Here is a 21,363-nt window from a genome sequence, read left to right as displayed (position 1 = left end):
GATGGCAGCAAAAAAGATTACATTACCATTGACAGAGGAACTTGCAAAGACACTGCACGCAGGCGACAGCGTTCTTGTGACAGGAACGATCTATACGTCCCGGGACGCAGGCCATAAGCGGATGTGCGAGGCTCTGGCAAAAGGCGAAGAGATTCCATTTGATCCGAAAGATGCGACCATCTACTATGTAGGGCCGACTCCGGCAAAACCGGGCCAGGTCATCGGTTCTGCAGGACCGACCACCAGCGGGCGTATGGATGCTTACGCGCCGACTATGATGTCCGTAGGCGCACGCGGAATGATCGGAAAAGGTGCACGCCTTCCGGAAGTTATCGACGCGATGAAGAAGTATTCCGGCGTTTACTTCGGAGCCATCGGCGGAGCGGGAGCTCTGCTTGCAAAATGTATCAAAAAAGCAGAACTGATCGCTTTTGAAGATCTGGGTGCGGAAGCGCTGAGAAAGCTTTATGTTGAGGATATGCCGCTGGTTGTCATCATCGACAGCGAGGGAAATAACCTGTACGAGAGCGGAAGAGCCGCTTATCTGGAAGAGCATAAAGAGTAATTGTAGGACATTCATACAGACAGCGGGCCTCTGGCGGCTTGCTGTCTTTTACCATAGTATGCAGATCGGCTGCCGATGCGGTGCTGTATGATTCAGGAAGAAATGCAGTTCTGCACTGGCAGCGGATGTTCTGTATTTACAGAAGGGAGTCATAAGACATGGAGTTATTTGGAGGAATATTGGCAGTAAAGGCTGTAGTATTTCTTACGTTTTCGGTCTTTGCGATCGCGGCCATCGGGTATGCGATCGGTAAGATCACCGTAAAAGGAATCAACCTTGGAACGGCCGGGGTATTTATCATTGCTCTGGTTTACGGATGCCTGCTGTACACAAAACTGTCAGACAACCTGATGGCGGGAGAGACGACCTTTGCTACGGACGCGCTGAAAATCGTGGAAAATATGGGGCTCATCTTTTTCGTGACCTCTGTCGGCTTTATTGCAGGGCCGAATTTTTTTGGAAACCTGAAACGGAACTTCAAATCCTATGTTCTGCTGGGTGCTGTGATCATTCTTGCAGCGGCGGTTACCTGTGTCGCATGTATTCTGATCGGTTCTAACTTTACGGATCTGGAACATGAGCAGTTCCGGGCAATCATGGTGGGCCTGCTTTCCGGTGCGCTGACCAGTACGCCTGCATTTTCCGCATCCAAAGCGGCTGTCGGTTTGGACCTGGAAGCGCTGGTATCCGTAGGGTATGGGATCTCCTATCTGTTCGGCGTGGTCGGTGTGGTTCTGTTTGTGCAGATCGTTCCGAAGATGCTGAAAGCAAACATGAATGAAGAAGTGGCAAAGATCACCGCAAAAGAAGGCGAGGGCAGGAAAAAGAGCAGTCTGATCCTGACGGAAGTGGATGAATTTGGATTTTTCGCGTTTTCACTTGCGGCGATCATTGGAATCCTGGTGGGAAGCCTCAGCTACAGAAACTTTTCGCTGACCACGACAGGCGGCTGCCTTCTGACAGCCCTCGTATTCGGACACTACGGACATGCAGGGAAGATTTCCATCGTTCCGAAAAATTCTACCCTGAAGATGCTGAGGGAGCTGGGACTGATGCTGTTTCTGATCGGGGCGGGAGTATCCGGCGGTGCGAAGTTCGTACAGTATTTCGAACCGGTATATTTCCTTTACGGAGCGATCATGACGATCCTTCCGATGATCATCGGATTCATTGTGGCAAAGAATGTATTGAAGCTGCCCCTGCTCAATAACCTTGGTTCTCTGACCGGAGGTATGACGAGCACACCGGCCCTTGGAACACTGATCAATATGGCCGGTACGGAGGATATCGCGGCTGCCTATGCGGCGACATATCCGATCGCGCTGATCGCGGTTGTACTGGCATCGCAGTTGATTATACTATTCTGCTAAAATAAGAAAAAAACCGCCTGAGGGCGGTTTTTTATACCTCAGAGACTGTAAACCTGCCAGGCGTGTACGCACATCTATGTCAATTCACTGGCTGGCCGGCTGCATGCTGCATAGCTTCCTGCATTTAAAAAATTCTGTCAGAAAACCATAGAAATCAATCACGTTCTGAGAGTCCATCTTATTCCTGTTATAGTTAATGATAATATCCCTCTGACAGACAGGCTCCTCGATCTTTAAAAGCCGAACATGTTCGTTTTCAATACTTCCCCATGTAAACTCCGGCCAGAAGCCGATGCCCATATTGGCTGCGATCATATTTTTTACGGCGGAGGGATTGTCGCTTTCGAAGATGATCTTCGGTGTAAAGCCTGCATGCTGGCAGAACCGGTCGCAGATATAGCGAAATTCTCTTGATCCCAGAAGGCTGATAAACCCTTCCTCCGCCACCTCATCCAGACAGACGGACTCCCGTTTCTTATATTTCCCGTTTCTGGGAACAGCCAGATAGATCTCCTCCGCGCAGGTAAAGCTGTTTTCTTCATTTACCGCCTGGTAAAACAGCTTTGTCTTAACAGCGATGTCATAAAGCTCGCTCTCCGAGTTCTGCTGGAGCTGAAAATTGATATCCTCATGCTCCTTCTTGTATTCTATGATGGCTTCCATCACAAGCCCTGAGGCCGCCAGAACATTCATATGTATGGTTTCGCCCTCCAGGGCAACCATCATCCGGAGCTGCTCCGGAATATCGTCAATCTGCGCCATCAGTGGCTCCAGCTTCTTCTGGAGATATTTTCCATATTCTGTCAGCACGATATTCCTGCCCTTGGCCGTAAACAGCGGGACCCCCAGGTCATTTTCCAGCCGCCGGATCGCCTGGGTCAGCGCAGGCTGCGTGATATGCAGGTTTTTTGCGCTGTTGGTCATATGCTTCGTGTTGGCCGCTTCCAGAAAATACCGGATCTGCATCAGTTCCATACAAAACCCCTCTTTTGCCTTTATTTTAATTCATAATGTAAACATTATGAATTTTATAAATATTATATATTAGACATAATCAAACGTCAATGATAAACTATAGTCGGAAGATGAAACAAGAGCTTCAAGGAAAGAGAGGGAATAAAAAATGGCCGAACTTTTAGAGTCAACCATGCTGATCTGCTTCGGATTATCCTGGCCTATGAATCTTGCCAAGAATATCAAAGCCAGATCAGCCAGAAACATGAGCATCCAGTTTATACTGCTTATTATCACGGGGTACATTGCAGGAATTTCCGCAAAGATCTACAGTCACAGATTCAACTATGTGTTGGTCGTGTACCTCTTAAATCTGGTTGTCGTATCCGCCAACGTCATTGTCTACTTTATCAACACACGTTACGACAGGCAGGCGCAGGCGGCAAATGCAGAACTGAGCAGACAGATATCAGGGCACACGGGAAATACGGATAAAGGCACCGCAGAAGCATCTGCAGGCAACGCCCATACATCCGACCCCTTCCAACCATCCATGCATGAACAAGGAGATGATGAAATGCAGACTTATCGTGAACTTAACAGTATTACAGAAGCAGGCGGCGTCGTACTTTTCGGATCAAATACATTTGCTTCACTTCCGGTCGGGGAGCTGGCACAGGCTTTCCGCATCACAGAGCCCATTTATAACCGAAGCGTCAAGGATATACGCATTGACCAGATCGAACGTTATCTGAAGGTGTGCCTGTATGACTTAAATCCCCGTAAAATTTTTGTAAATATGGGGGATGTGGATATCCGGGATGAGAATGTGGATGTAGACAACTTCATTTCCAAATATGAATGGCTGCTCTACATGATCCATACAAAGACACAGGCGTCCATCTATATCGTACCCATTGTGTCAAAGAGCCCGGCCGCATTCAAGATCAACCAGCGTCTGAAAGCACTGGCCGTACAGACCGGCTGCAAATGCATCGATATCTCAGGTGTGTTCGAATCCAGGCGTCCCACCCTCCGGCTGTTCGAATTGATGAAGGTGCATATGCGCAATCATCCGATTAACTTTGCGGACGCAATGGAGGTTGGCACTCTCAGCAACCGGGTGATTGAGGATGTTCCCAATGACGGACAGCCGTCCGCAGCGCCTGGAATCAAGAAAGAGGTTGTATATGCGAAGCATTAAACGCATGCTGCAGAGCATATAAAACTGCAGATCATAATCTGAAATGGCTTTTATGATGCGAGTCACCCTCCGCCGGTTATACGGGAGAGGGTGGCTCTTATGTAATCAGTCAGAGTGGTGGCGCAAATATTTGATTCCTCCTATAGCTGCCAGTGAAAATACCAGTCCCAGGACCGCCGCTCCCCAATCTGCGGTATCGCCTGTCCGGACCGCGCCGGCAGAATTTTGGCCGTTCACATAGAGATCACCTTTGTTCCTTCCATTGCCGGAATCTGACGTACTGCTTCCGGCAGCGCCATTTGATGCGCCGTTCGCATGATCTCCCTTCGGGTCACTGCTTGTACCGGCCGTATTGCTTCCGCCGGGTTTATTGTCTCCGCCGGGCTTATTCGTTCCGCCGGGCGTATCCGTTCCTCCGGGTTTATTGTCTCCGCCGGGCTTATCCGTTCCGTCGGGTTTATTGTCTTCTCCGGGTTTCTCCTCTCCGCCCGGCTTATCTGTTTCTCCGGGCTTCTGATCCTCTCCGGGTTTGTCCTCTCCTCCGGGCGTTTCTCCGGTGTCTGACGGCTTCCATCTGGCATAAATGGTCATGTGCCCGGCTGCGGTCATCGTCTGATCCGCTGCAGTCTCTTTTCCGTCTGTGTTTATATACCACCCTTCAAATAGATAGCCGCTCCTCACCGGGTCAGGCGGCAAAGTAAACGTACTCCCCTCCGGCAGAAGCCGTTTTTCAACCGTGCCATCTCCTAGATCAAATGTAATGATAAAATTGACTGTATTTCCTGTCTGCACTGTTCCGGTTCCTTCAATGCTTCCGGCCAGACGGTTCCGTTCTTCCTCAGAAAGATCCTCCGGAAGCAGAAGAAGTCCGTCCACGACCAGAGTGTCTCCCAGTTTCAGATATATCGACAGGTTCTCGTTCGTAACATGTGTTTTTGCGTCTACAACGGCCCCTTCCTCTATCGTCAGCTTTCCTCCCGCCGGAATCTCCAGGACAGTCCCCCAGGCCCCATTGTTGGCAGTTCCCGCCCCCAGTTCCAGCGTCTGTCCATTCCTTAATACGGCATTGCCTTCCGCCTGATATCTGACCTGACCGGATTCTCTTATATTCACCAATCCGTTGATCGTCCCTTCATTCTGAATCACACCATTGTACGGATCGCCGTTAAAATTGACCTGAATGCTGCATAAGGTTCCGTCGGCATTGATCGTCCCCTTATTTTCCAACAGAGAGGTATTAAAAAATGTAGCTCCCGGCGCCAGATTGATCTCGCCGAAATTCCTGGTGAGTACCTCGCGGCCGCCGTTAGCCCCGTCGAAATTATAGAGTGTCCCTCCCTCTGATACATTCAATGTTCCATAATTGGTCAGTACGCCGATTTCTCCCGTTCCCCCGTAGCTGTTGCGCAGCGTGGCTCCGTCCGGGATCACTGCCGTTGTCCCTTCTGGAATCGTCAGGGTACTTCCAAGCATGCCAATATACAGCCGCTGGTCCGTTCCCAGCGGGAAACGGATATGCTCGTTCCAAACCACATTTCCATATACATTTCCGTTGCCCACAGATGTGATCTGGTCGGACGCTTCGTCATAGACGCAATCGGCATACTGGATATTATCCCCCTTCTGGATCAGATAATTATAGGGGCCTCCGCAGTATATCACGGCGCTGTTCTCCCATTTCACACTATTAGGGTCGGGGTAGATATCATAGCCTGGGGTCTGATTATTTTTCACATATAAGGAACCGCCGTTTACAGTAAAGTTCTTGCCGTTTCCAAATGTGATCATGCCTTCATACCCTGCGCTGCCGAGAGCCCTGACCTGGCTGGATTCAAACAGTACATTACCATTTGCGCTGATTGCGGTTCCGGCGCTGTTGACTGCGATCACGTGGCTGTTTCTTATGCTCACATCACCGATGTTATTTGTTCTCACCGCAGCGGAAGACACGGTAATACCCGCGCTGTTTTTCAGAGTCACCCGGCTTCCGTTCTGGATTACAATGTCCCCGTATTCCGTAATGATCCCTGACGCGAAGCCATAGGTAACCGTCAGGTTCACGGCGTCCAATGTTACAGCGCCGTCTGTGCGGATTCCTTCCATCTGGCTGTCGATGGTCAGGGACCCGGTACCACGTACGTTCAGAGTCCGCGTGCCGGAATTGTTGCTGTCAGTCAGAAAGATCCCGCGGCCCTGAGAAGTAATCCGGTTCTCCCCTTCCAGTACCAGTTCAAAAGGCACACACATCCAGATTCCGCTCCCATAATTTTCAAAAGTAGCTCCACTATAAGTATTTTGAATGACCGCATCCCTCAGTGTCAGCCTGCCGCTGACCACATTTCCGGCCGAATCCGTTTCCGGCGTCCAGATGATCTGTCCCCCTCCTGCCGTATAGACGGTCTCTTCCGACGGGAGTCTCAAGGGATAGGCGTCCGGATTCGCAGGGTCATACCCGTCCTCATTAAAAATAAACCCATTGGATTTATCCCCTCCGTCTGCCGGCTCCTCCGCCCGTACCGCAAGCGGCATCATCCAGAACAGCACTCCCAGCAGAAGTGTAAAAAACTGATATTTACACAACTTTTTTCTCATCCTTTTTTCCTCCTGTCAATATTTGGTGGGGGGAGTTGTTTCTCCCCGTTTATACTTCTCTATTGCACATCATACAAAAAATTGGATTTGGATAACAAGGGAGCTTTCCTACTTTGCAATTTTTTTACCTACTTTGCAGTTTTCTGTTCTTGACACTGGCCGCTTAACCCTTTACGCTAATAGCAGAGAATTTGCAGGAGGTAGGAAATATGCTGCTTTGGAAAAGGAAAAGGGCAATTCCCCGATGGCTGGCAGGGGCGGTATTTCTAATCTGTGCGCTGGCAATGACAGGGCTTTTGGCATCAGAGGTTACTCCACGCCGGGAACAGCTCATGCTGGAAGCAAGCGTCAATGGCGGCGAGATGACGCTGGAGGCAGGCTATGAATATGGCGGCGCGCTGACGCTGGCGGTGACGCTTCCCGAATGGGAGAGCCAGTGGCGTCCGATGCTGGAAGTCAGGCACACAGGTGAAGCGGAAGTGTTTTTAGACGGGGAGATGTTAGGCCGTATGGAGGCATGGGACGGGAAAACGCTGGGCAATGCCGTCTTTATGCTGCCGAAAGACTGTGCGGGAAAAACGGTGACATTGGAAACAGCAAAGGAAGCAGAGGAGCCGCTCCCGCTTTTGTTCCTTACGGACAGCGGCGTAACGAGAGAAACTGAGCGGGCTTATACGGTGAAAAGCACACTCCCGGCAGCCGTTTTTGCCGTGGTGTCGCTGCTTGTCCTTGGGCTGTTTTTCTTTGGGCTGACAGAGGGACACTGTGACTGGCCGGTTCTGCTGCTTGGTTTTGCGGCGCTGACCCAGGCATTTTATTTCCATGCACAAAGCCGGGGCGGGTATATCCTTCCCCCGGAAATTTATGGGCTGTGGCTTTGCCTGTCCAGGGCGGCGCTGTTCGCCCTCCCGCCGCTCTTTCTGCTGCTGCATATGAAAAAATGGCGGAAGCTGTTCCTGCCTTTTGCCATTCTGCCGGGGCTGGCTTATTTTGTAGTCGCGGGGTTTCAGACGGTGGTTCCTGCGTTCTCCATGATCGGCTCCCGGATGGGGGAAGTGTTTTATCTGACTGTGGCGGCGCTTGTGGTGTGCGCCGTACTGGAATACCGGGATGAAAACCAGGTATTCCGCCTGTTCCTGCCGGGGCTTTTGTTATCCGCCGCCGGAATCGGTGCGGCGAGCCTGCTGTCGGGGCTGTGCGGCGGCGGGCTGCTGCCCTATATGCAGTGGCTCGTTTCAGAAATCACCTGGCATCAGCCAGACCTCCCGCTGTACTGGTGGAGCGCCTTTCTGTTATTGCTTTGTTTTCTGGTGAGCGTACTGTCCCAGCTTCGCTTTCTGGCGGCGCGGGAAACACAGATGCAGGTGCTGGCCGCGCGGGAAAGCATGGCCCAGGAACAGCTTGCGGTGGTTCAGGAGAGCGATGAATCACTCCGCAGGATGCGGCATGAAACTGTAAATCATTACACCGTCATGCAGAAACTGTCCCAGGCTGGGGCATGGGACAGGCTGGAAACATATCTGGACGGCCTGCTGTCGGATGTGGAGGCGGTTCCTGCTATGGTATACGTTGCTCATCCGGCCATCAACGCAGTCCTGACCACGATCCTGGCCCGCGCACAGAAGCAGGGGATTAAAGTGGAGCATGAGGTGAGCGCGCCGGAAACGCTGCCGTTTCCAGATACAGAGCTTTGCACTGTTTTGATGAACCTGCTGCAAAATGCCCTGGATGCCAACGCCCTTGCACCCGCAGGGGCGGAAAAATGGCTCCGGGTCAGCATACACATCCGGGGAGCGCATTTATACATCGGTGTGGAGAATCCACGGTTCGGCCCGGTAAAATATGACGAAAAAACCGGTCTGTGCCACACAACAAAGGCGGACAGGACGGTTCACGGTTACGGCCTGAAAGCAGTGCAGGCCGTGGCACAGAAATATCAGAGTGAGCTGCTGTTGGAATTCCCGGATGGAATGTTTTCTGCCGCCACAGCTTTGCAGATGCCGGAAGAATGACAGGGCTTTTTGTAGAACCGGAGCCGCTGCCTGCGGCGGGATTTCTGCGCTGAATGATTTGCTGTATCCAATGGCATAAAAAAACCAGCCCTTTTGTGAACCGGAAAGGACTGTTTTTTTTATTTGATGAAAGCGATATACTGTTTTTTGACTTCTTTCTTCCGGGAGCGGCTGACGGGAAGCTCCCGGCCGTCATCCAGCGTGAGGGCGCTGTCCGCCAGGCGGTAAACGTGTTCCAGGTTCACAAGGATGCTGAAATGGACGCGGCAGAACCGTTTCCCATTCAGGCGGGGGAGCAGGTCGGAAAAATTCTGGTTGATATACAAAACCTCTCCCCCTTGCAGGTGGACGGCGGATTTATGGCTGGTAGCTTCTGCATAGAGGACGTTCCGTGCATCCACAGTCTGCCAGCAGCCATCCACCAGAAGCCTGATCTGTTCCGGGTGGTAATTTTCCTGTAAGTCCCGTTCAATTACCCTTGCCAGCCTTTCCTGGTCTACCGGTTTGAGCAGGTAGTGGAGCGGGCGGGTGTCAAAGCAGTCGAAAACATAATCCCGGTAAGCGGTGATATAGATAATGGAGCAGTCCGCGTCTATTTCCCGCAGATGCGCGGCAAGGGAAAGCCCGTTGTCGTTTTTCAGCTTAATGTCCAGCAGGAGCAGGTGAAAGGCGGACGGCTGTTTTTCCATCTGTGCAAGCAAAGGCACAGGGGAGGAAAAACAATGGATGGAATAATCAATATCGCGTTTCAGGTTCCTGTCCTCCAGGATATGGCAGAGCATGGCTTCATTCTGCTCTGCGGCGTGTGGTTCATCATCGCAGATGGCAACCCGGTACATAGGCATTCCCCCTTTTCATACAAGGGGTATTATAGCACACCGTTTTTCTAACGTCAAAGTATCATTGCGTGGAGTGTGTGGGAAGCTGGCAGTATCTGATAAATACCCCAAGCCTCCAAAGTGCGTGGGTTGTCCCAGAGTGCGGGACAACGTGGCAAGCAATGCCCCAGGATAGCCATCCGGCTCCTGGCGCTGCTTGTTGGGGATTCCCCAAGCCCCTTTTGAACACAGAATTTCATTCTGTGGCTGCGCGTTCTTTCGGAACGCTTTTTACCGGCCTGCGGCGGTGAGAAAATGCGAAAAAACAGGCGCGTCAGCGATCCTGCCCCTGTTCCTTTTCCCGGTCATTCTGGCGTTCCACCCCGTATCCCATCAGCCGGTCCACATTGGCTTTTGCGGCCAGCAGTTCCCGCATTTCCTCGCGGGAGCGCCGGTACTCGGCATAGTCTTTTTTCTTTCCTTCCAACAATGTTGCGTACTCGGCCTGCAAGCTCTTGACGGTGGGCAGCTTCTTGATACCCAAATCGTCAAATGCCTGCTTTGCCGCCTTGTGGAGCAGAATATCCGCTTCATGTTCCGCTAAAAATTTCTTGGAATATCCCGCCTTGCGGTAGGCCGCATAGACCTCGCGGGTTTTCACATAATTGATGATGTGGGTCCGCAGTACGGCTATCTCTGCCATGCGGGTTTCCGCCGCCTTGATCTGTGCCGACAGCTCATTGTGGCGGGTGGTAGCAGCAGCCGCTTTTTCTTCCAAGACTGCGTATTCCAGCAGGCCATGCTCGGTGAGATAGTTCATTGTCTGCGCCATCTGTTTCAGATTGAATACCTTTGCCCAGCGCGCGTAGCCAGCGCCTTTTCCGGCCTGCAATTTTGCCTGAATATCCACCAGAAGATTGACCTTGGGCGGCTCTGATTGAACAGCCGCTTTCTTCCTTGGGGTATGCTCTTTTTTCCCAGCCAGTACCGCCCGTATTTCATCTTCACTGTATCCTTTTCCCAGCTTTCCATCCATGCGGGCAACATTCTTCCAGCCGGGGGCTTTGAGCCGGATTGCCTGTCCCCGGCGCGACACTTCACAGCCCATTTCCGCAAGCAGCTTTAACAGGCCGTCAAAGTCTGCCGGTTTCTGTTCCAATGCCTGGTCAATCATCATACGGAGCTGCTCCCGGTGGGAGGGCTTTGCCCGGTCCCCCAGCCACTTGTTATAGCTTTTTCCATGCGGTTTTGGGTTCTCTACAATGGAATAGCCGTTCTCAACACAGATGGTATCATTCAGCCGCCGGACCGCGCGGGTGCTGCCCCAAAAGTTTCGGAATTTCCGGTCACAGTTCACATTGACCGCGTTCCAGATGATGTGATTATGGATATGGGATTTGTCGATATGGGTGCAGACCACAAAGGCGTGGTTGCCCTTGGTGAACCGTTTGGCAAACTCCACGCCCAGCCGGTTGGCTTCTTCCTGTGTGATCTCGCCGGGGACAAAGGACTACCGGACATGGTAGGCAAGTACATCGTCCGCACCGCGTACCCGTCCAGTGGTGGAAAAGTACTCCCGTTTTGACAGCAGAAACTCGGCATCGGCTACCCGGCTGTCACACGCAAAGCCAGTGACGAGCCTGCCGTTATCTGTCTTTTGCGGGTTAGATACATAGTCGATAATGTCACTGACCGCTTGGCTTTCGGTGCGGCCCTTGCCGATGTGCAGCGGCATGATGCGTGTGGTTGCCATGATAGAATCCTCCCTTCATAACAAAACGGCCTGCATACGCAGACCGCTTGCTTCTTTTATTCACCATTTTTATATCGGATTACCGGAATTTGTTTGACCTTTTTTCCAATGGTCCGGCGTTCTAACGCAAAAACCATATCGCTGGTGCGCTCAAAAAATCCGATGTCCTTTTTCCTGCTCATGCTGCATTTACAATGCTGCAAGCCGATAAACTGCTGTTTCATTTTTCTGCCGCAGCCGGGGCAGACTTTATTACTGGCTCCCATATTATTCTTCCAGCTTATAAAAGCTGTCCAGGTTCAGCTCCCGTTTCAATTCTTCTTCTGATGGCAAATAAGTAAAATACTTAGACGCAAATATTTGATGATTATCTTCCGGCAGCGTGTATTTTACAATGGAATCTCCTTTGTCCGCACAAAGAACAATACCAATCGGCTGTGAATCCCCCTCATTCATCATTTCACGGGTATAATAATTCACATACATTTGCATTTGTCCTAAATCCTGATGGGTCAGCTTGCCCATTTTCAAATCTATGAGAACAAAGCATTTCAGAATATAGTTATAAAAAATCAGGTCGATGAAAAAGTCCTGTCCATCCAGTGTAAACCGCTTTTGGCGCGCCACAAATGAAAAACCGCGTCCAAGCTCTAAAAGAAAGTGCTGAAGGTGGTCGATCAGGGCTTGCTCCAATTCGCCCTCATACACATGGGTGTCCGGCTGAATCTGCAAAAACTCCATCACATAGGGGTCCTTGATAATTTTTTCATATTCCGGTTTTGGCTCGGTAGACTGGATTTCTTTTGCTACAAGTGATTTATCCTGACTCGCTAAAATGCGTTGGTAGTACATGGTGTTGATCTGCCGTTCCAGTTGCCGGACACTCCACGCAGATTTTACACATTCTTCCGCATAGAAAGTCCTTGCCTGCTCGTCTGGCACACGCATCAAAAGCCGGTAGTGGGACCAGCTCAATTCGCTCCACAGTGTGGAGCGAATTGGAAAGGTGCAGTAAAATTGCCGCATATTGCGTAATCCCTGAACACTAAAACCCTTTCCAAATTCAGCAGTCAGCTGTTCAGACAAATATTGCAGCAGTTTCTTTCCATACTCGGCCCGGTCATTTTCCCCACACGCTTTATAAATTTGTTCGCCTATTTCCCAATAGGTGATTACCATAGTGGAATTTACCGCCGCGCTTAAACGGTGCTGCGCGGAAACAATCGAATTGCGGATAGAATGATAGGTCTGTGCCGCATTTTGGTTAATCTGCAAATCGTGATTCAATTTTGCTCCCTCCTTGCCTATGGACGATTATACCACGAAACCACCAAAAAACAAATGCCCCAAATATCTTGCTGTCTTTTTCATAAAAGCTGCGCTTGTTCTCATTGGAGATCGTCAAAAGCCCGCAGTAATGGGACTATGACAATTTAACAGACGGTGTCTGGCATTTTCATAAACCGGATAGAACGCCCTCATAACTGATGGGGAACATCCCCCATTAACTTACCCCACTAACATCCCTCATTAACTTACCTCATTATTGTTTCAGATATTTTACCCGAAAACTTTTCATTTGATTTACACTCGCCGCAGATTTTACAGTAATGCCCGCGCTTTTTCATTCCGCCTCACCGTCCTCTGTCAGAGCATACAAACGGTGGACCGCACCCATAACGGTGTTCCATTCCAGATCAGCCGCATAGGAAAATTTCTTGCGATAAGCGGACCAAAGCGCCTGCATCGCATGGCTGTTTTCTACTTCGGAAAACACTTCCTTCGCCTCTTTCAAATGCCCCTCCGTCCCACGCTTGCGGGCAGTAGCAAGGAGCGCGTGGCGGAGAATATCGGAATCCAGCGTTTTTCTGTGAAGCTGTTCCAAAATGTAGAGGTCATAAAAATCCCTCATGCGGGTGTTTGTTATGGTCCGTGCAATCATTGTTTCCAGCTTTTCCGCAAGTACGGTTTCCAGATTGTACGCCCAAATATCAATGGAGCGTTCCTCCAGCATAAGCCGGAAGCTGTACCGGACTGCCCTTGGCGTAATCACATCCCCGGTAGAAATATCAATTTTCAGCGGCGTCACCACTCCGTCAAAAACAGTGGCCATGCTGACCCGAATCCCCGGATACTCGGCCTCGTCCATGATTTCCGAAATGCTTTTCACCTGGAACTCCACTCCGTCCTCAATGGGGACTGCTATGATGGAGGACATCAGATTTTCAATGTCCTCCACATTCACGCTGGCTCCTCTGACGGTTGCGTCTAAATCCATTGTAGACCGGGCATCCAACCCTACCATTGCGGCAACCAGCATCCCGCCTTTCAAAATAAAGTTATCCCGATACTCAGAAAGGGAAATGCGTTCCAGAAAACGCTCCATCATATAGTTCCGCATCAAAATCTGTGCGTCCGCCGATTTCTCCCTTGCGAGATTGCGGATCAAATCTTTCAGCTGTCTTGCTGTCTTTATCATAATAGCACCTCCAAATACTGCCGTAAAATTTTTTCAACCCGGAACATCCCGGCGTACTGCATCAGCCTCCGCAGGTTTTTCTCTTTCCTGCGGGCATACATTTTGAGCGCCCCTTGAAATGTCTGCATCTCCATACTGCTCCGGCAGCGAAGCAGGTCGCAGATGGTTCGCTCCATATCATAAGCCGGAACCGTATGCCCGAAAGGGGTTTGTGCCGTACTCTTTCCGATGCCATGCAGTTCCGGTTTTATGGTGTAGACTAAAACCCCGTCCGCTTTCAATCTGGTCGTGCTGTATCCCCGTTTGACGGTAATGGAATAGGGGGAAGGCTCCCGGTCGGTCAGATCATGGAAAAACAGCGCCGTTTCATGGGAAAAAATCCCCTGGCTGCATCGTAAATGGAGCAGGTACATCCCATCGACCCAGGCATCCGGCGATACATAAACCCCATGTGCCGCCTGTTCCAATTCTTTTTCCTTCACATAGTTGTAAAAAACGGATTTTGGAATCCCCCGTTTCACCGCCTCCGACGTTTGGAGCATACCGCGCTGTCCCTCTAAAATCGTGTCCAGCTGTTCAAACTGTGTCATGCTCTCACTTCCTTTCGTGCTACCATTATACACGGTTGTAGCACGAAAGTAAATAGCGGCAAAAAGGAAAAGGCGGAGGAAGGCGCGGCAAAAAACGCCGTTCCTCCCTCCGCAGATGGGGCAGACTCTCCGGTCAGGACAGCTTGGAAAGCTGGGTCAGATCCCGGAATACAGTTTCCTGGAAATGCAAAAAGCACCCAGCAAAAAATACTGAGTGCCTGCATTAGAATCATATTCAATTATTCAAATTCGGTCAAACTATGCCAAACTGTTCTCGTATAAATCGAGGGGAGAGAGGGAGTAAAAATCACCTCTGAAATACCCCAAAAATAGAGCTGTGGTTATCCTATTTTGTAACCACTTGACCCTCTTTTTGCCCGGTTATCCTATTGGGAACCACTATAAATTTGGTGAAAAATGGCTTTTTTGCGTCAAACTACATCAAACCCTATCAAAAGCAAAAGCCCGGAAAACCTTGATTTTCCGGGCTTTTTGAGCCATTTTGATAAAATTTAACGCTTGCTGAACTGCGGAGCGCGACGAGCCGCCTTGAGGCCGTACTTCTTTCTTTCTTTCATTCTCGGGTCACGGGTCAGGTAGCCGGCTTTTTTGAGGATCGGCCTGTACTCCGGATCTGCTTCGAGCAGGGCGCGGGAGATACCGTGGCGGATTGCTCCGGCCTGTCCGGTGTAACCGCCGCCATGTACATTGACAAGTACGTCAAACTTGTCGGTTGTTTCTGTTGCAACGAGGGGCTGGCGAACAACGACTTTCAAGGTCTCCAGACTCAGATAATCGTCGATATCTCTTTTATTTATAGTGATCTTACCTGTACCAGGTACCAGGTATACTCTTGCGATAGATTTTTTTCTTCTTCCTGTTCCGTAATATTTTGCATTAGCCACTGTAATGTCCTCCTTTCAACCTTTCCTTAAAATGTCAATGCTTCTGGCTTCTGAGCCTGCTGTGCATGCTCCGGACCAGCATATACATGAAGCTTCTTAATCATTGCCCTTCCCAAAGGTCCTTTCGGAAGCATTCCCTTTACAGCCAGTTCCACTACCTTCTCAGGCTTCTTCTGCATCATCTCTGCCAGAGTGGTCTCTCTCATTCCGCCTACATATTCGGAATGGTTATAATAGATCTTCTGCTGCAGCTTCTTGCCTGTTACTTTTATCTTCTCTGCATTTACAACTACTACATAATCGCCTGTATCAACATGTGGGGTGAATTCCGGCTTATTCTTGCCTCTTAACACTTTTGCCACTTCGGAAGCAAGACGTCCTAATGTGCAGCCTTCAGCGTCAACCACATACCATTTTCTCTCAATCTTGTCTGGATTAGCCATATAAGTTTTCATGGGGGTTCCTCCTGTTATTTTCTGTTAATCTTTCATTTTGATATCTGTTTTTATATGAAATCAGTATACTCCGGGGCTTTGGTGTATACTGTTTCTCCCTTTTTCACGCTGTAATATTATAGTACGCTTAAAATGGAATGTCAACATTTTTTGCGGATAAACTTTACTTTCTTCGCCTTTTTATTACAGTTCACGGCCGCGAACTGCAACAGAAAAAGAAAAACGGTATCGATTTTGCGTCAGAAGCTGTTGTAGATAAAATTGCCGCATGATATAGTTAATCGTAAGTGACGGTGTAACGAGTAAGCCTGTTAAGGATTATGAGCTTAATTGTTATGCTTGTTGCAGAGATTACAAACACTATATTTATGAGGATAAAAGCATGAAACATATTTTTTTAGTAGAGGATGACATGGCGATTGCGAAAAATCTGTCCCGTCTGCTCACTGCAGAGGGCTTTACAGTCACCCACGCGCCGACGATGCAGCAGGCATTCGACATGTTGGGAAAACAAAGATTTGACCTGGGGCTGGTGGATATCTCGCTGCCTGACGGAAACGGGTTTACGGTCTGTACGGAGATCAAAGAAGTGCAGGACATCCCCGTGATCTTTCTGACGGCCTCCGGAGATGAAGCCAGCGTGGTGACCGGGCTGAACATGGGAGGGGACGACTACGTGACCAAGCCCTTCCGGCCGCGGGAACTGGTGGCGCGGATTCGGACCGCCCTGCGCAGATCCGCTCCTGCGTCCTCTGTATTCGAGGCCGGCGGGCTTTCTGTGGATACGGCAGCAGGTATTGTAAAAAAAGACGGCGCGGAGATTGCGCTTTCCGCCCTGGAGTATCGCCTTTTTTTGATGTTCATCTGCAATCCCAAAACAGTCATCACAAGGGAAAGGCTGCTGAACGAGCTCTGGGATGCGGCAGGGGAGTTTGTCACCAATAATACGCTGACCGTATACATCAAGCGCCTGCGGGAGAAAATAGAGAATGATCCGTCAAATCCAAAACTGATCCTGACGGTTCATGGAACAGGATATCGATTGGGGGACGGACATGCTGAGAAATAAAGAATACCGCCATTTTGCCCTGTGCTTTGCCCTGATTGCCGGCGTTTCCATAACCCTGGGACTGATGCTGAGCCCTGGGGCAGGGCTGTATGCCGCCCTGTCCGCGGCTGCGTATGGAATCGCCTTTTATAGATTCACAAGGGCGCGGTATCGAAGCATTGCGGAGATCTCGGAGCAGATCGACCTGGTTCTTCACAATGCGGATTATCTGTTCATCAGCGAGTCGGAAGAGGGAGAACTCTCCATTTTACAGAGCGAGATTACAAAAATGACATTGCGCATCCGTGAGCAGAATGCGGCTCTCAAAAAAGAAAAAGAAAATCTTGCCGATTCGCTGGCCGACATTGCCCACCAGCTTCGAACCCCTCTGACCTCTGTGAACCTGATTCTGTCTCTGTTGGAAAATAACCCGGAGGAATCAGAGCGCGGGGAACTGCTGCGGGAGGCGGAGGAACTGCTGGTACGGATGGACTGGCTCATCACTTCCTTATTAAAGCTGTCACGTCTGGATGCAGGAATCGTGTTATTCCAAAGCAGGCAGACGGATGTGCGCAGCCTGGTCAATGCCGCTCTTCGTCCCCTTCTGATTCCTATGGAACTGCACAGCATCGACCTGCAGATTGACGTATCGGAGGGAATCCAGATCTGGGGGGATGCAGACTGGCTGGCCGAGGCCATCCGAAATATCCTCAAAAACTGTATGGAAAGCGCGGGAGACCAAGGAAAAATCGAAATTTCCTGCAGGGACAACCCATTGTTTACGGAGATTGCGATTCATGACAGCGGGGCGGGATTTGAAGAAAAGGAACTGCGTTCCCTATTTCAACGATTCTGCCGCGGAAAAAATTCCAGGGCGGCAGGTTACGGGATCGGGCTTGCGCTCTGCAGGACGATCATCACCCGGCAGGGAGGGACAGTCTTTGCAGAAAATCACCCTGAAGACGGCGCGGTATTTTTCATCCGCTTCCCGAAGTGAGAAATTGTATGGAAATAACTTGTTCACTCTGCGCAATCGGCACAAGTTATTTTCACACAGTTTCTAACGGCGTTTTTCCGCGTTTCCGAGGCAGCCGGAAAAGGAATTGTGACAGATCTCTCACAAAAAAGTCACGAAAATGTAAGTGCGGCGTCCTATGATAAGAGCAGGTTCCAAGCCGGATCTTTCTGAATAAAATCCATCCATTGCATTTTTGAATGCATTCGGCTGTGAACATTTAAAGAGAAGGAGGCTCACATCATGGAGTTTTTGAAGGTTGAAAATTTATACAAGGTCTACGGCAAAGGCGAAAACCAGGTGACTGCGTTGAACGGGGTATCGCTTACCATTGAAAAAGGAGGGGTTACCGCAATCATCGGCTCCTCCGGTTCAGGAAAAAGTACGCTGCTCCATGCCATTGCAGGGGTGGATGTGCCTACAAGCGGAAAGATCTATTTAAACGGGCAGGACGTATATGACCAGAGCAGCGAGAAGCTGGCGATCTTCCGCAGGCGGCAGGTGGGACTGATCTATCAGTTTCACAATCTGATCCCGACTCTTAACGTGGTGGAAAATATCACCCTGCCGGTACTCATGGACAAACGGAAGGTGAACAAAAAGCGGCTGGGCGACCTGCTGCATCTGCTGGGTCTGGAAGACCGCCAGACCCATCTTCCCAACCAGCTTTCCGGCGGCCAGCAGCAGCGCGTGGCCATCGGGCGCGCACTGATGAACGCCCCCCAGGTGATGCTTGCCGACGAGCCCACCGGAAGCCTGGACAGCCGGAATGGGCACGAGATCGTGAAGCTGCTCAAAAGAAGCAGTCGGGAGTACGGACAGACACTGATCCTGGTTACCCATGACAAAAATATTGCCCTTCAGGCAGATCGGATCATCCGCATCTCAGACGGAATGATCCTGCAGGACGAACGCCAGAAAGCCCCCGCGTCTCATATGGCGGAGGACGAAGCGGCGGAAAACGGAAGGCAGGTGGAGCAGGGATGAATGTATTTCATAAAATTGCCCTCCAGGGCCTGAAAAAGAACCGTACACGGACTGCTGTAACCATCCTCGGCGTGGTGCTGTCCACGGTGCTGATCACCGGGGTGACCACCTTTGGCGTATCACTGCTGGACTATATGGCGAGAGGGGCCATACAGAAATACGGTGGATGGAGCGCAGCGTTTTTAAATGTAGACGAGTCTTTCGTACAGAAGCGTGCAGGCGACAAAAGTGTGACGGACACGGTTACCTTTGAAAATATCGGCTACGCCGAACTGCCGCAGGCAGCCAATCCGGGCAGACCCTACCTGTTCATAGCCGGATTTCAGGATGAGACATTCGAAGCATTGCCCATCACACTGATCTCGGGGCGGCTTCCGGAGCATGAAGGGGAGGTTCTCATTTCCGGAAGCGCCATGAAAGAGGGTGGTATTTCCGGCAAAACAGGAGACACTCTGGAGCTTTCCGTGGGAAGCCGTATGAAAGGGGAACAGGAGCTAAGCCAGGCCGATCCCTATGCGGCCGGGGCAGAAACCTTCCTGCCGCGGATAGAAAAGACTTACACCATTGTTGGCATCTGCCGGACTCCGGTCTTCGAGACAGAGGAATCTCCGGGATGCACATTGATCACAAGGACAGACGCCGGGGCCGTCTCCAACCCCTTAAGTCTGTTTGTCACGCTGGATCGTGCGCGGGATGTGTACACCTATGCTGAGAAAGCAAAAGAAGGACACTCCTGTATGCTGAACTATGATGTACTTCGGATCATGGGGATCTCAGACAGGCCGGCCGACCGGGTATTTATGGTGTTTTTATATTCCTTCGGAGGAATCGTGCTTGGGATCATTATGACCGGTTCCGTATTTTTGATCTACAATTCGTTCAGCATCTCCCTAAACGAGCGAATCCGGGAGATCGGGGTGCTTGCTTCTGTGGGGGCCACGGCGAAGCAGCTGCGCAATTCCGTTCTTTTTGAAGGACTCTGCATCGGCGCGGTGGGGATACCCATGGGGATACTGGCAGGTCTCGGGGGTGTCTGGGCTGTTCTTTCCGTTGTGTCCGGCAATTTTGGCGCCATCCTCTACGACGGCGTTTCCCTGACCATGAAGGTATCGGCCCCTGCGGTGGCCGGCGCGGCGGCGGTCAGCCTGATCACGATCCTTATCTCCGCCTGGCTTCCGGCAAAAAAGGCAGTCAGCCTTCCGGTGATGGAATGTATCCGGCAGACCAATGAGATCAAATTGGAATCCCAGGCGATGGAGATACCGCGAAGAAGGCAGCGCATCTACGGCCTGGAGGGAACCCTTGCCCTGAAAAATTTTAAAAGAAATAAAAAACGCTGCCGCAGCATCGTGCTTTCTTTGGTGCTGAGTATCGTATTGTTCGTATCGTCCAATGCGCTGATCAAATCCATGCAGCAGTCGGCGGAGGGCTTTAAAACGGTCTCAGATTACGACATTGGTTTCGGGACGCGGGAGATGGAAGACGAAGAACTGCTCCGCCTTTATGGCAGGCTCAAAGCTGTAAGCGGCATTGAAGAAAGCTCCTGCCGGGCCGTAATCCCGTTTTCCTGTAAGGTTTCGGCAGACGAATTGACAGACGCATACTGGGAAGCCGCAGGCGGACGATCCCCGGAAGAGATACAGGAGATTTCTCTGGAAGTCCACTTTTTTGAGGATGCATTTTATCAGAAGATATTGGAAAAACTGGGACTGTCGGTTCAGGAATATACCGGGCAGGACGGGAATCTGGCGGCGGTGGCGAAGATCAACGACGACGGCGGGGACGTAGAAGGGGCTAAAGACCTTGCGGATATGTTCCGAAATACTTCTGTGAATCTGCTGGCGGCCCCGCAAATGACGGATGGTACGGCAGGACCGGAACAGAATCTAAATATTACGGCGGTGGAATTTGTCCCTCCGGACATTCCACCATTTGCGGACGGCGCAGCAGAGCAGGAGGTTTTGCCGTATACGTTTGAAATCCTTGCCCCCTGGTCCATGAAGGAAACACTTGTACCTTCCGGCCTGCCAACAGAGCTGAAGGTCAAAGGACTGTGCTTCAAGGCAGAAAAACCGTCCCGGGTTGTCAGTGAAATGCGGGAGATCATCACAGAGGAAGGGACTTCGTCAGCCTATACCCTGTTAAACTCAGCCGAGGCATTTGAGCAGTTTCAGAATTATATGTTCATTGCCGGTGTATTTTCCTGTATCTTTATCGGGCTGATCTCCCTGATCGCAGCCGCCAATGTGTTCAATACGATTTCCACCAATATCAAGCTGCGCAGGCGGGAACTGGCGATGCTGCGCTCGGTGGGAATGTCGGATCGGGATTTCAATAAAATGATGAGGTTTGAGTGTGCTTTTTACGGCGTCAGGGCGCTGGCGGCAGGAATCCCACTGTCGCTGCTGGCTTCCATGCTGATTGTAAAGGCCATGTCGGCAGACGATACAAGGTTTTTGATACCCTGGGGCAGTATGGGGATCAGTGTTTTGAGTGTATTCCTTGTAATATTCGTCACAATGATGTATGCTGTAAGTAAGATCAGAAAAGAAAACATCATTGACGCGCTGCGGGATGAGATGACCTGATCAAATAACGGAAAGGAACATACAGTAC

The 21,363-nt window shown here is 50.7% G+C and carries 18 protein-coding genes and 1 pseudogene; 9 read left to right on the top strand and 10 right to left on the bottom strand.

The window, feature by feature from the left end:
• The first annotated feature begins 1 nt into the window (after position 1).
• Positions 2-565 carry a Fe-S-containing hydro-lyase gene (locus EBB54_RS18025; protein ID WP_004070034.1) on the top strand — a complete coding sequence of 188 codons (564 nt, stop codon included), beginning with the start codon at positions 2-4 and terminating at the stop codon, positions 563-565.
• A 158-nt stretch (positions 566-723) separates the two neighbouring features.
• The gene (locus EBB54_RS18020; RefSeq protein ID WP_016296262.1) at positions 724-1,935 is read left to right on the top strand and encodes an aspartate-alanine antiporter-like transporter; all 1,212 of its coding nucleotides are present in this window, start codon (positions 724-726) and stop codon (positions 1,933-1,935) included.
• Between the two features lie 84 nt (positions 1,936-2,019).
• Here EBB54_RS18020 and EBB54_RS18015 read toward each other — a convergent pair whose 3' ends face one another.
• Positions 2,020-2,910: a LysR family transcriptional regulator gene (locus EBB54_RS18015; protein ID WP_125128440.1), complete on the bottom strand. Its 891-nt coding sequence runs from the start codon at positions 2,908-2,910 to the stop codon at positions 2,020-2,022.
• A gap of 148 nt (positions 2,911-3,058) precedes the next feature.
• On the opposite strand from EBB54_RS18015, the gene EBB54_RS18010 reads away from it, so the two are divergent.
• Positions 3,059-4,093, top strand: a complete 1,035-nt coding sequence (locus tag EBB54_RS18010) for an SGNH/GDSL hydrolase family protein (RefSeq protein WP_125128439.1) — start codon at positions 3,059-3,061, stop codon at positions 4,091-4,093.
• 105 nt (positions 4,094-4,198) lie between these two features.
• Here the strand turns inward: EBB54_RS18010 and EBB54_RS18005 are convergent, their stop codons facing one another.
• Positions 4,199-6,685 (bottom strand): InlB B-repeat-containing protein, encoded by a 2,487-nt coding sequence (locus tag EBB54_RS18005; protein ID WP_125128438.1) that lies wholly within the window; start codon positions 6,683-6,685, stop codon positions 4,199-4,201.
• Positions 6,686-6,894: 209 nt separating this feature from the next.
• On the opposite strand from EBB54_RS18005, the gene EBB54_RS18000 reads away from it, so the two are divergent.
• Positions 6,895-8,697: a sensor histidine kinase gene (locus EBB54_RS18000; RefSeq protein WP_125128437.1), complete on the top strand. Its 1,803-nt coding sequence runs from the start codon at positions 6,895-6,897 to the stop codon at positions 8,695-8,697.
• A gap of 119 nt (positions 8,698-8,816) precedes the next feature.
• Here EBB54_RS18000 and EBB54_RS17995 read toward each other — a convergent pair whose 3' ends face one another.
• The 8 genes and pseudogenes from EBB54_RS17995 to rplM form a co-directional block, all read right to left on the bottom strand.
• Positions 8,817-9,536: a LytR/AlgR family response regulator transcription factor gene (locus EBB54_RS17995; RefSeq protein WP_004070024.1), complete on the bottom strand. Its 720-nt coding sequence runs from the start codon at positions 9,534-9,536 to the stop codon at positions 8,817-8,819.
• Between the two features lie 313 nt (positions 9,537-9,849).
• Positions 9,850-11,268 (bottom strand): annotated as a pseudogene (locus tag EBB54_RS17990) (relaxase/mobilization nuclease domain-containing protein).
• Between the two features lie 56 nt (positions 11,269-11,324).
• Positions 11,325-11,534: a hypothetical protein gene (locus EBB54_RS17985; RefSeq protein ID WP_125128435.1), complete on the bottom strand. Its 210-nt coding sequence runs from the start codon at positions 11,532-11,534 to the stop codon at positions 11,325-11,327.
• A gap of 1 nt (position 11,535) precedes the next feature.
• Entirely contained in the window at positions 11,536-12,555 is a 1,020-nt protein-coding gene (locus EBB54_RS17980; RefSeq protein ID WP_016222283.1) for a PDDEXK nuclease domain-containing protein, read from the bottom strand.
• 337 nt (positions 12,556-12,892) lie between these two features.
• A complete protein-coding gene (locus EBB54_RS17975; RefSeq protein WP_125128434.1) occupies positions 12,893-13,747 on the bottom strand; it encodes a nucleotidyl transferase AbiEii/AbiGii toxin family protein in 855 nt (284 codons plus the stop codon).
• Positions 13,744-14,337: a type IV toxin-antitoxin system AbiEi family antitoxin domain-containing protein gene (locus tag EBB54_RS17970; RefSeq protein WP_125128433.1), complete on the bottom strand. Its 594-nt coding sequence runs from the start codon at positions 14,335-14,337 to the stop codon at positions 13,744-13,746. The genes EBB54_RS17975 and EBB54_RS17970 overlap by 4 nt, the downstream gene beginning before the upstream one ends.
• 512 nt (positions 14,338-14,849) lie before the next feature.
• Positions 14,850-15,242: a 30S ribosomal protein S9 gene (gene rpsI, locus EBB54_RS17965; RefSeq protein WP_125128432.1), complete on the bottom strand. Its 393-nt coding sequence runs from the start codon at positions 15,240-15,242 to the stop codon at positions 14,850-14,852.
• A 26-nt stretch (positions 15,243-15,268) separates the two neighbouring features.
• Positions 15,269-15,697, bottom strand: a complete 429-nt coding sequence (gene rplM, locus EBB54_RS17960) for a 50S ribosomal protein L13 (RefSeq protein ID WP_004078246.1) — start codon at positions 15,695-15,697, stop codon at positions 15,269-15,271.
• Positions 15,698-15,834: 137 nt separating this feature from the next.
• Between rplM and EBB54_RS31625 the strand changes: the two genes are divergently transcribed.
• From EBB54_RS31625 to EBB54_RS17940, 5 genes are all read left to right on the top strand, one after another.
• Entirely contained in the window at positions 15,835-15,969 is a 135-nt protein-coding gene (locus tag EBB54_RS31625; protein WP_279229972.1) for a hypothetical protein, read from the top strand.
• Positions 15,970-16,079: 110 nt separating this feature from the next.
• Entirely contained in the window at positions 16,080-16,766 is a 687-nt protein-coding gene (locus tag EBB54_RS17955; protein WP_125128431.1) for a response regulator transcription factor, read from the top strand.
• Positions 16,753-17,742: a sensor histidine kinase gene (locus tag EBB54_RS17950; protein WP_125128430.1), complete on the top strand. Its 990-nt coding sequence runs from the start codon at positions 16,753-16,755 to the stop codon at positions 17,740-17,742. The genes EBB54_RS17955 and EBB54_RS17950 overlap by 14 nt, the downstream gene beginning before the upstream one ends.
• Positions 17,743-18,003: 261 nt before the next feature.
• A complete protein-coding gene (locus tag EBB54_RS17945) occupies positions 18,004-18,747 on the top strand; it encodes an ABC transporter ATP-binding protein (protein ID WP_125128429.1) in 744 nt (247 codons plus the stop codon).
• A complete protein-coding gene (locus tag EBB54_RS17940) occupies positions 18,744-21,335 on the top strand; it encodes an ABC transporter permease (protein WP_125128428.1) in 2,592 nt (863 codons plus the stop codon). Before EBB54_RS17945 ends, EBB54_RS17940 begins: the two co-directional genes overlap by 4 nt.
• Positions 21,336-21,363: the final 28 nt, after the last annotated feature.

The sequence above is a fragment of the Schaedlerella arabinosiphila genome, assembly GCF_003885045.1.
Lineage (GTDB): Bacteria > Bacillota > Clostridia > Lachnospirales > Lachnospiraceae > Schaedlerella > Schaedlerella arabinosiphila.
The sequence above is the reverse complement of the archived record's forward strand: the minus strand, read 5'-3'. Positions and strand labels throughout refer to the sequence as shown.

What these genes read in the sequence shown, in the direction of transcription:
- EBB54_RS17985 (WP_125128435.1), bottom strand. Translation starts at nt 11,534, where the DNA reads ATGGGAGCCAGTAATAAAGTCTGCCCCGGCTGCGGCAGAAAAATGAAA.
- EBB54_RS17955 (WP_125128431.1), top strand. Translation starts at nt 16,080, where the DNA reads ATGAAACATATTTTTTTAGTAGAGGATGACATGGCGATTGCGAAAAAT.
- EBB54_RS18015 (WP_125128440.1), bottom strand. Translation starts at nt 2,910, where the DNA reads ATGGAACTGATGCAGATCCGGTATTTTCTGGAAGCGGCCAACACGAAG.
- EBB54_RS31625 (WP_279229972.1), top strand. Translation starts at nt 15,835, where the DNA reads ATGTCAACATTTTTTGCGGATAAACTTTACTTTCTTCGCCTTTTTATT.
- EBB54_RS17945 (WP_125128429.1), top strand. Translation starts at nt 18,004, where the DNA reads ATGGAGTTTTTGAAGGTTGAAAATTTATACAAGGTCTACGGCAAAGGC.
- EBB54_RS17970 (WP_125128433.1), bottom strand. Translation starts at nt 14,337, where the DNA reads ATGACACAGTTTGAACAGCTGGACACGATTTTAGAGGGACAGCGCGGT.
- EBB54_RS18000 (WP_125128437.1), top strand. Translation starts at nt 6,895, where the DNA reads ATGCTGCTTTGGAAAAGGAAAAGGGCAATTCCCCGATGGCTGGCAGGG.
- rplM (WP_004078246.1), bottom strand. Translation starts at nt 15,697, where the DNA reads ATGAAAACTTATATGGCTAATCCAGACAAGATTGAGAGAAAATGGTAT.
- EBB54_RS17975 (WP_125128434.1), bottom strand. Translation starts at nt 13,747, where the DNA reads ATGATAAAGACAGCAAGACAGCTGAAAGATTTGATCCGCAATCTCGCA.
- EBB54_RS18010 (WP_125128439.1), top strand. Translation starts at nt 3,059, where the DNA reads ATGGCCGAACTTTTAGAGTCAACCATGCTGATCTGCTTCGGATTATCC.
- EBB54_RS17940 (WP_125128428.1), top strand. Translation starts at nt 18,744, where the DNA reads ATGAATGTATTTCATAAAATTGCCCTCCAGGGCCTGAAAAAGAACCGT.
- EBB54_RS17950 (WP_125128430.1), top strand. Translation starts at nt 16,753, where the DNA reads ATGCTGAGAAATAAAGAATACCGCCATTTTGCCCTGTGCTTTGCCCTG.
- EBB54_RS17995 (WP_004070024.1), bottom strand. Translation starts at nt 9,536, where the DNA reads ATGTACCGGGTTGCCATCTGCGATGATGAACCACACGCCGCAGAGCAG.
- EBB54_RS18020 (WP_016296262.1), top strand. Translation starts at nt 724, where the DNA reads ATGGAGTTATTTGGAGGAATATTGGCAGTAAAGGCTGTAGTATTTCTT.
- EBB54_RS18025 (WP_004070034.1), top strand. Translation starts at nt 2, where the DNA reads ATGGCAGCAAAAAAGATTACATTACCATTGACAGAGGAACTTGCAAAG.
- EBB54_RS18005 (WP_125128438.1), bottom strand. Translation starts at nt 6,685, where the DNA reads ATGAGAAAAAAGTTGTGTAAATATCAGTTTTTTACACTTCTGCTGGGA.